This is a genomic window from Actinophytocola sp. (assembly GCF_036002505.1).
In the GTDB taxonomy this organism is placed as follows: domain Bacteria; phylum Actinomycetota; class Actinomycetes; order Mycobacteriales; family Pseudonocardiaceae; genus DASYTH01.
Map to the genome: position 1 here is coordinate 1 of NZ_DASYTH010000101.1, position 2,393 is coordinate 2,393.

Consider the following 2,393-nt stretch of genomic DNA (forward strand, 5'->3'; position numbering starts at 1 on the left):
CGATGACCTGCCCGAACTGGTCGATGGCGCGGTAGACGTACCGCCACCGGCCGGCGACCTACACGTAGGTCTCGTCCACCTGCCAACGGTCACCGACGGCGTGCCGGCACGGGCGGGCGGCCTCGGCCAGCCGCGATGTGAACCGGAGCATCGACCGGTACACAGTGACGTGGTCGACCTCGATGCCCCGCTCGGTGAGCAACTCCTCCACGTCGCGGTAGGACTGTGAGGATGTGGGGTGCCGTCCCGGGTCATGGTCTGACCCGCGGTACGACTGGCCAGAGTGCCTTTGGGCTGATCTGTCGGCCACTGGCCTGGGACGGTGCATGCGGCCGCCGGTCCGGTGGGCGTGTCCCGATAGGGGCCTTGCCGCTACGAGGCACCATCACAGTCCTGACCGCCCCGCCGGCCCGACGACAGCGGCCACCCGCCCGAGCCGATCAGGAGGCAAGCGACCGTGACCAACATGCTGCATCCTGCCCAGTCCAGCCAGGACGACGCCGACGACGCGGAGGTGATCCTGGGGGTCGATACCCACAAGGACACCCACGTGGCCGCGATGCTCAACCCCGTGGGTGTGCTGCTGGACAGCCGCTGCTTCCCGGCCACCGCCGCTGGCTACCAGCAGCTGCTCGACTGGGCGCAGGCGTTGGGGACGCTGCGACGGGCCGGGGTGGAGTGCACCGGCTCGTACGGGGCGGCGCTAAGCCGCCACTTGCAGGCCGCCGGCGTGCAGGTCCTCGACGTCAACCAGCCAGACAAGGCCACCCGGCGCCGACGCGGCAAGACCGACGTCATCGACGCCGAAGCCGCCGCCCGAGCGGTGCTTGCCGGTCGGGCGACCGCGACGGCGAAGACCGGCGACGGGCCGGTGGAGATGGCCCGGATGTTCAAGCTCGCCAAGGATTCTGCGGTCAAGTCCCGCACCCAGGCGATCAACCAGCTCAAGGCCGTGCTGGTGGCCACCAACCCCACGCTGCGCGAGTCGCTGTCTGGGCTCAGCAGCCGGGTGCTCATCCGCCGATGCGCGCAGCTGGACCCTGCCGCGCCCACCGACGCCACGAGCGCCGCGGCCTGGACCCTGCGGCTGCTGGCCCACCGGATCCTGTGCCTTACCCAGGAGATCGATGACCTCAACGCCAAAATCACCGCGGCGGTGGCCGCCCACACCCCACAGCTGCTCGATTGCAACGGCGTCGGCCCAGACACCGCCGCCACCCTGCTCATCACCGCCGGCGACAACCCCGGGCGGCTCGGCAGCGAGGCTGGCTTCGCCGCGCTGTGTGGCGTCAGCCCGGTCGAGGCGTCCTCCGGCAAGACGCAACGCCGCCGCCTCAACCGCGGCGGTGACCGGCAAGCCAACGCCGCGCTGTACCGCATCGCGTTGTCCCGCCTCCGCTGGGATCATCGCACCCGCGACTACGTCAACCGACGCATCGCCGAAGGTAAGACACCCCGCGAAGCGATCCGCTGCCTCAAGCGCTACATCGCCCGCGAGCTCTACCAGCTCATCACCAAGCCACAGCCAGCCCCAATCACCGACCCCTCAGCCGCTTGACATCCATAGGGGCATCAACCCGAAGCGCAGGTACCAGCGGACCGCAAGGACGATCACGTCGGGTGGGAAGCAGAAGCCGGCGAACGCAGACCGCGGCACGGGAGCAGGGCGGGGGCGGCGAGTTCTCATGCCGCCGGTCTCGCTGCTCCAAGGCGGTCACAGCCAACGCAACAGTCCCCGTGCGGCTGCCAGCATGCCTGGCCGACCCGGCGGGCATGCTCGTAGGTATGCCAGCGTTCGGCTGCCGGGTCCGCTCGCGACGAGCGACGTGCGCCTTCGACCAGCCAAAACCCGCCAAGATGCGTTAGTGCCTAGTTCTGTCGTCGCCGTGCAACCCCGTTTGCCTTCGTCGAGGTTGGTACATCTGGAAGGCGGCCCAATTGACTTACGTTTGCCAGCGGTGGCCTTGTCACCATGGCCAGTGGAGGGTAGGCCGAAACCGAACGCATCTCAGCGAAACTGGTTAGGCAATATGTCCCAAACGCACGAACGTGCGTCTTTTCCCATTCGGTGTTTGGTTCATACTTCCTGACAGACTGTTGACGAGGCTCGGTCACCTCGTTGTCTCCGTCCTTATCAATTGCGTCCGTCACCGTCGACGAGGCAGTACGATGAATAACCAAGATCCCGACGACCGAGAAGGCTCGTCTGGCACTCCGGGACGCCCTCAGAGCAAGCGGGACCCCGTACATGACACCGCTCAGCATCCTCCGATCACCCCGGAGCACCGGCGAAGCTCAACGTCGGTCTCGCCGCCCACTGGCGGCTACGGCAGGGGTCCGAAGTCGTCTTCTCGGCGCGGTTGGCGACGAAGCATTGCGATCGGCACGCTGGT

At 67.7% G+C, this 2,393-nt stretch carries 1 protein-coding gene and 1 pseudogene; one reads left to right on the top strand and one right to left on the bottom strand.

What is annotated here, in order from left to right:
- Positions 1–61 precede the first annotated feature (61 nt).
- Positions 62–223: pseudogene (locus VGR06_RS08215) on the bottom strand (IS6 family transposase); the annotation flags it as partial.
- Positions 224–466: 243 nt separating this feature from the next.
- Between VGR06_RS08215 and VGR06_RS08220 the strand changes: the two are divergent.
- Positions 467–1,558 (top strand): IS110 family transposase, encoded by a 1,092-nt coding sequence (locus VGR06_RS08220; protein ID WP_327558373.1) that lies wholly within the window; start codon positions 467–469, stop codon positions 1,556–1,558.
- Positions 1,559–2,393 lie beyond the last annotated feature (835 nt).

What these genes read in the sequence shown, in the direction of transcription:
- VGR06_RS08220 (WP_327558373.1), top strand. Translation starts at nt 467, where the DNA reads ATGCTGCATCCTGCCCAGTCCAGCCAGGACGACGCCGACGACGCGGAG.